We start from the raw sequence: 6702 nt of genomic DNA on the forward strand, positions 1-6702 counted from the left end.
AATGGTCCGCACAGCGGACCCTACGGGGCATCCGGATCCGGCGGTATCGCCGGATGGCACCGCCGATCCGGTTCCGCCGCGCAACCCAACGACACCCGTTGTCGGGTCCGCTGTGCGGACCGACGGCATCCCGGCTGGCCACGACGCTGCTCCATGGGCCAATGGTCCGCACAGCGGACCCTACGGGGCATCCGGATCCGGCGGTATCGCCGGATGGCACCGCCGATCCGGTTCCGCCGCACAACCCAACGACACCCGTTGTCGGGTCCGCTGTGCGGACCGATGGCATCCCGCCTGGCCACGACGCTGCTCCATGGGCCAATGGTCCGCACAGCGGACCCTACGGGGCATCCGGATCCGGCGGTAGCGCCGGATGGCACCGCCGATCCGGTTCCGCCGCGCAACCCAACGACACCCGTTGTAGGGTCCGCTGCGCGGACCGACGGCATCACACCGGCAACGACGCTGCTCCATGGCGCCAATGGTCCGCACAGCGGACCCTACGGGACATCCGGATCCGGCGGTAGCGCCGGATGGCACCGCCGATCCGGTTCCGCCGCGCAACCCAACGACACCCGTTGTAGGGTCCGCTGTGCGGACTGATGGCATCACGCCGGCAACGACGCTGCTCCATGGCGCCAATGGTCCGCACAGCGGACCCTACAGGGCATCCGGATCCGGCGGTATCGCCGGATGGCACCGCCGATCCGGTTCCGCCGCGCAACCCGACGACACCCGTTGTAGGGTCCGCTGCGCGGACCGACGGCATCACACCGGCAACGACGCTGCTCCATGGGCCAATGGTCCGCACAGCGGACCCTACGGACGCATCCGTGATCCGACGGTGTCGCCCCCCGCCACCGCCGGCCCGGTTCCGCCTTGCGACCCAACGGCATCCGTCGTAGGGTCCGCTGTGCGGACCGACGGCATCGCGCCGGCGACAACGCTGCTCCATGGAACCAATGGTCCGCACAGCGGACCCTACGGATGCATCCGGATCCGACGGTGTCGCCCGATGGCACCGTCGGTCGGGTTCCGCCGCGCGGACCAAACGCCCCGCGGACGACGTCGCCCCCTACCCACCGCCACCGGCCGCAACACGCGGCCTCCGAAAACGCGCCAACTCTCCTTGAAGCGTCGAGAGCGGCACCGCCGCACGCTCGGGCTGCTCCCCTTGCAGCTTCAACTCCACCCCCGGGCAGTACAAAGGCGCATTGAGCTGCGTCGGACGCTCCGTCGCAAAGCGCTTGGCCGTCGCGACGGACAGGTCACGCGCACGTCTGAACGCGCCCTTCTCCCCCGCCCAGATCTCCTTGACCGACTGCTCATGCAGATTCCCGGCAGACCAGCGCACGTGCAGACAGGGGTACAGGTTGCCGAACGGATCGATCAGGATGTCCCCGCCGCCGATCCCGCAGTGATAGGGCTCCTCGTCGCCGTGCATATCCCGAACGAGGGCATCGCCCGCGGAATCCTGCTGCCCGTCCGCCCCCTCGCACTCCGCCGCCACGGGCGGGGCGTTGCGCACCGTCGCCACCACTTGCCACCGATCCCACTGCGCAACACTCGGCTGAATGCTCAGCGGCTCGCGGTCCCCGTTGTCGCGCGGGCTGACCGGACCCTGCCAGCGCAAGCGCACCTCCAGCCGCTCGGCCAGGTCGTACATGGCTTCGATCTCGTCGGCGTTCCAAGCCGTCAAGGTGCTCACCAGAGAGGCCCGCAGACCGATCGCACGCATCCCCTCAATGTTCTCGACCAAGCGCTCGAAGCTGCCCGGCACCCGCGTCTGCCGATCGTGGGTTGTCGGCGTCGCGCCGTGCAGGCTCATCTCCACGTCCATCGGATTGACCTCGTCGCGCAGACGCCGCGCGATCTCGCCACGCACCGCGTGACCGCTCGACTTCACGCGCAATGCAAACCCCAAGGTACGCGCCAGCGCGGCGATCTCGAAAAATCGCGGATGGGCCAGCGGCTCGCCGCCGGTCAGGGTCAGAAACAACACCTGCATCTCGGCGAGATCCTCGAGCAGGCGCCGATACTGCTCGAACGACAGCGGCACGCCCTGCGCATCGGTATCGTTGTAGCAAAAGAAGCAATCCAGGTTGCAGCTATAGGTCAGCTCCAGCGTGGCGCTGTGCAGCAGGCCCAGGCGGCGGATGCGTTTTTGGATCAGGGTGTGGTACACGGCGGCTCCCGGTTGATCCGGTCGGACGTTCGGTTAAATCAGGCCGCGGCCGCGAAGATCCGCCAGGAAACGATCCATGTCCGCGGCGATGATCGTCGGCTCAACCGGGTACTCCGACTCAAGCGTCGCGAGCACCGCAGCGCGTGAGCCCGTCTCTCGAATCAATTGCAGCACGCGCAACGCCAGGTGATTCACCACCATCACCTCCGGCCGCCGCTGATCGACGACGACCCCCTCGTCGCCCACGGCACGAAACACCACATCCGGGTGCAACACCAAGCATTCGTCGTCGGATTCAGTCAAGTTAACCATCCCAAATGAGTAAGATAAGGAGAAAGACATCGTCGGTCACGCAGGCCGGACGCCGGGACCGCCTTGCACATCCTCGGCGTCCGTGACCCTGCGTCTCCTCGGCGCTTCGTTGTCCATGCGCGCGGCCTCTTGCCGTCACCGACCACGCAGAAACTGCTCCGGCGTGATGTCCGCCTGCTTCAAGATCGCACGCAACGTGCCTTCAGGCATGTCACCCGGGTGATTCGGTACCGTCGTGTATCGCCCGGTCGTACCGTTGAACCAGATCTCGTGGCTACCGGCGGCTTGCCGATCGAATGCAAAGCCGAGTTGCTTCAAACTGTTGCTGAGCCGCGTTGGCGAGCACGCCCAACAGGCGTTTTAACTCACAACCCATCGACGCGCAGCCCCGCTCGACTCGCGGCATCGCCTTGCCGCTGGTCCGCGGTAATGAATATGTCCGCCTTCAGCGCAAGTGCGCTGCCGATGTGGATGGCATCCATGCCTCGCAACAGGTTGTTTTCCAAGCAGACAATCGACTGCGCCAGGACCTCGGGCGTAAGGTCGCAAATCGCCGCGTCCTCGATATCGGTCAACAGCAGCGACTTAAGCTGCCGATACCGGGTCTCGTCGATCTTGCCTTCGCGGCGCAGGCGGCAAAAAGCCGATACGATCTCCGGCAACGCGATTCCGGAGAGACCGATTTCGCCGGCACGGTCGCACCATGCCAGCACGGCCTCGGTGCCGTTTTCACGGACATAGCGTTTGACGAAGGCCGAGCTATCGAAAAAAACGCGCATCGAAGCCGTTCCTACACCCCTGCGTCGCGCTCGTCGAGAATCATCCGACTCACCGACACGCCGTCCAGGACCAACGGTTGGGCCTTGCGGCGCTTCCAGGACGGGAGATCGGTCGCAACCGGGACGATATCGGCAATAGGTTTGCCGTTGCGCAGCACGCGCACGGTCTCACCCGATTCGACCATATCGAAGTAGGCCTTAGCATGGTTCCGCACTTCGGTGAAATTGGCTTGTTTCATGTCGGCCTCGCGATGTACAAACTCGTGTAAGCATAAATGCACATCCCGAGCTTCGCCACGCCAAGACAGCCGATAATCTGCACGGGCACAAGCTCGGCGAGGGTGTCCCGGCTGACGCACACGCCAAAATTGAGCAGGGCCTTCTCCAAGGCCAAGGCCGGGACGGAATCCGGGCGAATCGCGGCGCTCGCCAGCACACCCGTGTCCAGGACGATCCGCCTAGCGAACCTCATGCACGAGTCGATCGATGTCCTCGTCGGTCAGGGCCGCTGCCTCAGGTGATGCGGCGGTGGCTCGCCGATAGCTCGCATACCATCGCACCGCTTCTTCCCTGCGCCTGCGTACGTCGCCCAGCTCTCTGAGATCGTGTTCCGAAACCACGTAGGCGACCGGCCGCCCACGGCGCGTAATCTCGATCGGCTCCCGCTGCGCCCGATCGATCAACTCTCCGAAACGGCTCTGGGCTTCGACCGACGTCACCACGATCATGCCGCCCTCCTAAATGGTTGATTTGGCTAGAACGGCTATTTTGGCAGGGTGCGGTGGAATTCGCTCCCACTCGTCCAGTTCCCGGATCCATTGAATATGTTGAACCCCGCCGGCTCCGACAGTCGTCGGAGCCGGCGGGGCCAAACCACTCCAACACATGACGCATACCGTACCCGGGCGCGGTTGAGCTCACGAATCCGGCCGCCCTGGTTCGCGACTGCCGAAGGTCCGCACAGCGGACCCTACCGTGGGATCGGCCGTGCGGACCGAAACCCCCGCGGACCGACAACCGTAGGGTCCGCTGTGCGAACCGAAACCCCCGCGGACCGACAACCGTAGGGTCCGCTGTGCGGACCGAAACCCCCGCAGACCGACAACCGTAGGGTCCGCTGTGCGGACCGAAACCCCCGCAGACCGACAACCGTAGGGTCCGCTGTGCGGACCGAACCCCCCGCAGACCGACAACCGTAGGGTCCGCTGTGCGGACCGTCGACCTTGCCATCCACTAGGCGGTCCGAATCACACACAACACCCAGGCAACCATTCCCAACAACAATCAAACCGAGGCCGGCTTGATCGCCCCAAGCACCATCGCCTCGATCGCCTCGAACGGATCGTCTCGGCGGAATTTCAGGGTGTGCATGGGCAGAACGGACAGAACCCGCTCGATCACGGAGAAGACCCGCTCGAGCCGATAGGGATCGGTATTGACGACCGGGCAACAGGCGAGCATCCGCGACGCGGCCTCGCCTGCGGACATCGGCTCGATCCCGAGGGTCTCGGCTTGGCTTAACCACAACAAACCCCGCACCGGGAACCGGGCATCCGGCCCGGCGGTCTGGTGCGCCCGCAGGTCTCCGGTCAGCGGCACCGCGCCCGAAACGAATCCGCCGGCGTCGTCGGGACGCAGCAGATTAATGTCGTCGCTTAGGATGGGCCGTCCGGCAGCGAGTGCGGCACCGGCCAACGTGCTCTTACCGGCATTGGAGCGGCCGAGCATAAGCCAGGCGCCGCCGTTCATCACGACAGCGGCGCCTTGTAGCAGCAGACCGCCCGAGGCGAGTGCTGCATAGGGGGTGACGAGGCGCAACACCCATAGGGTCCGGTGTGCGGACCGCCCCCCTCCGTCGCAATGCCACCGGGGCAATGCCGAAGGCAGCTCGGATCACGAGCGAGTCTGCCGCAAGGCGCGAAATTTTGCTGGGAACCAGCCGGGTGTGTGTACGAGCCTTAAAGGCAAACGTGCCAAGCGGCGCGGCATGCGCAGGGCCTCGCTGTAGACGGCGAACGCCCGTCGCAAGACATCATGCCTCTCCACTTGCTCGATCAACCAGAGTTCTCTCGGCGTGCTTGGCGCGCGCATTGCAGTTCGGGGATATGGCAGTCCCAGCCATGACTCGGCCTGGCCAAGATATTCCGCGAAGGCTTGGCGATGTCCACCACGAAGACGGTTCATGATGGAAGGCCAATCCAGGGTGTCGGCGTGCTGTTTTGCCAACGCCGCGAATTCATAAAGTTGCCGCAAATTCAGAACGCGACGCCGCCGCTGTTGGTCCTGAATTTGAGCGTGCAGAAAATTGTGCAGGATGCGTGTTCCGGTATCCGGCACCTGAACCCGCCCTACCCCCTCAAGCATCAAGCGCCGCGCCTTTAGGCCGGACTCCAGTCGGCTGTTGTCCTCGGGGTTGTTCAGCATGCGCCGATGGATCTCCAGCGTCACCGGGAGCGTCGGATGCAGAAGTGGAACGGCGTGTTGCATGCGATCCTGATCGCCTGGAAAGACCATCGGCAACTCTGCCTTTCGATAGCCGATGGTCTGGGCGAGTGCCGATGCTTCGTCCAAGCGGTCGCCGGGAACCAGCAGATCCAGGTCTCCCAGCACGCGATCGGACGCGCCCGGATATTGCCCCGTCAACAATGCGATCGCGCCCTTGAGCAACAGCGGCTCGATGTCGGCGTCATTGAGGCGGGCGACGACTGCGCTCAGCGCCTGGTAGAGGGCCTGGTTGCGCTCTCGGTTCAGCGCCTGGAGGCCGACGAGATAGTCCTGCACCTCAGTCGGAAGCCGATCGAACAGGCCCTTTCGCGTCAGCGCCCCTGCGAGCGACGGCGTCACAAGATGGTTGCCGGCAGACCAGAAGATCCGCGGCCAGTCGCAATCAGTACTGGTGATGGTCGCATCGAGGATGGGGTCAGGCGAGTCACCGAGCGACAGACAGGCGGCAACAAGTCGGGTTGGATGCAAGGCTGCCATTCGGTACGACATCGATGTCAGAGGACCGTGGCGCGCATCACGCCTCGATCTGCCAACTCCCGATTTCGGCCAACGCCCGCCGCGTCCATTCCAAACCGCTCGCCAAGTCCGGATAGATGAGGCGATAGGCGGGTGCAGATTCGACCCAGCGGACGAGGGCCTCGAGCCTCGTCTGCGTGAGGTTGCGAATCACCGCCTCGGCCTCGACCAACCCGCGCAACGCCTCCACCGGCGCGAGCGGCTCAAGCCGAGGGCTGGTGCCGGGCGAGTAGCGAGGAAAAAGCAGGAGACCCAATCGTAAGGCCCCCCCGACCCGCGGCCCTAAAGGCGGCAGGAAACGAACCGCTTGGCCGTGGCGTTGCACCTCCGCGCAGTCCATTAGTAACGGTTCAAAAACAAGTTAAACATTTTAATAAGCGAACCCATTCGGATCGACGAGGTAGT

The 6702-nt window shown here is 64.7% G+C and carries 10 protein-coding genes; all 10 read right to left on the reverse strand.

Features of this window, described 5'->3' with window-relative positions:
• Positions 1–1075: 1075 nt before the first annotated feature.
• Positions 1076–2185, reverse strand: a complete 1110-nt coding sequence (locus tag THIMADRAFT_RS24005; protein ID WP_007195735.1) for a radical SAM protein — start codon at positions 2183–2185, stop codon at positions 1076–1078.
• A gap of 33 nt (positions 2186–2218) precedes the next feature.
• Positions 2219–2488, reverse strand: coding sequence for a PqqD family protein (locus THIMADRAFT_RS24010; RefSeq protein WP_158308422.1), 270 nt, complete (start codon positions 2486–2488; stop codon positions 2219–2221).
• 144 nt (positions 2489–2632) lie between these two features.
• Positions 2633–2815, reverse strand: coding sequence for a type II toxin-antitoxin system HicA family toxin (locus tag THIMADRAFT_RS24015; protein WP_040734138.1), 183 nt, complete (start codon positions 2813–2815; stop codon positions 2633–2635).
• A gap of 47 nt (positions 2816–2862) precedes the next feature.
• Positions 2863–3276, reverse strand: a complete 414-nt coding sequence (locus THIMADRAFT_RS24020) for a type II toxin-antitoxin system VapC family toxin (RefSeq protein ID WP_007195737.1) — start codon at positions 3274–3276, stop codon at positions 2863–2865.
• Positions 3277–3287: 11 nt separating this feature from the next.
• Positions 3288–3515: a type II toxin-antitoxin system Phd/YefM family antitoxin gene (locus THIMADRAFT_RS24025; protein WP_007195738.1), complete on the reverse strand. Its 228-nt coding sequence runs from the start codon at positions 3513–3515 to the stop codon at positions 3288–3290.
• A complete protein-coding gene (locus THIMADRAFT_RS24030) occupies positions 3512–3748 on the reverse strand; it encodes a PIN domain-containing protein (protein ID WP_007195739.1) in 237 nt (78 codons plus the stop codon). The genes THIMADRAFT_RS24025 and THIMADRAFT_RS24030 overlap by 4 nt, the downstream gene beginning before the upstream one ends.
• Positions 3735–4004, reverse strand: a complete 270-nt coding sequence (locus tag THIMADRAFT_RS24035; protein WP_007195740.1) for a type II toxin-antitoxin system Phd/YefM family antitoxin — start codon at positions 4002–4004, stop codon at positions 3735–3737. The genes THIMADRAFT_RS24030 and THIMADRAFT_RS24035 overlap by 14 nt, the downstream gene beginning before the upstream one ends.
• 556 nt (positions 4005–4560) lie before the next feature.
• Positions 4561–5097, reverse strand: a complete 537-nt coding sequence (locus tag THIMADRAFT_RS24040; protein WP_007195741.1) for a hypothetical protein — start codon at positions 5095–5097, stop codon at positions 4561–4563.
• A gap of 72 nt (positions 5098–5169) precedes the next feature.
• On the reverse strand, positions 5170–6258 hold the full coding sequence (locus tag THIMADRAFT_RS24045) for a nucleotidyltransferase family protein (RefSeq protein ID WP_007195742.1): 1089 nt from the start codon (positions 6256–6258) through the stop codon (positions 5170–5172).
• A gap of 37 nt (positions 6259–6295) precedes the next feature.
• A complete protein-coding gene (locus THIMADRAFT_RS24050; protein ID WP_233490341.1) occupies positions 6296–6622 on the reverse strand; it encodes a hypothetical protein in 327 nt (108 codons plus the stop codon).
• Between the last annotated feature and the right edge of the window lie 80 nt (positions 6623–6702).

The sequence above is a fragment of the Thiocapsa marina 5811 genome (assembly GCF_000223985.1).
GTDB lineage: Bacteria > Pseudomonadota > Gammaproteobacteria > Chromatiales > Chromatiaceae > Thiocapsa > Thiocapsa marina.

What these genes read in the sequence shown, in the direction of transcription:
- THIMADRAFT_RS24035 (WP_007195740.1), bottom strand. Translation starts at nt 4,004, where the DNA reads ATGATCGTGGTGACGTCGGTCGAAGCCCAGAGCCGTTTCGGAGAGTTG.
- THIMADRAFT_RS24020 (WP_007195737.1), bottom strand. Translation starts at nt 3,276, where the DNA reads ATGCGCGTTTTTTTCGATAGCTCGGCCTTCGTCAAACGCTATGTCCGT.
- THIMADRAFT_RS24030 (WP_007195739.1), bottom strand. Translation starts at nt 3,748, where the DNA reads ATGAGGTTCGCTAGGCGGATCGTCCTGGACACGGGTGTGCTGGCGAGC.
- THIMADRAFT_RS24025 (WP_007195738.1), bottom strand. Translation starts at nt 3,515, where the DNA reads ATGAAACAAGCCAATTTCACCGAAGTGCGGAACCATGCTAAGGCCTAC.
- THIMADRAFT_RS24045 (WP_007195742.1), bottom strand. Translation starts at nt 6,258, where the DNA reads ATGGCAGCCTTGCATCCAACCCGACTTGTTGCCGCCTGTCTGTCGCTC.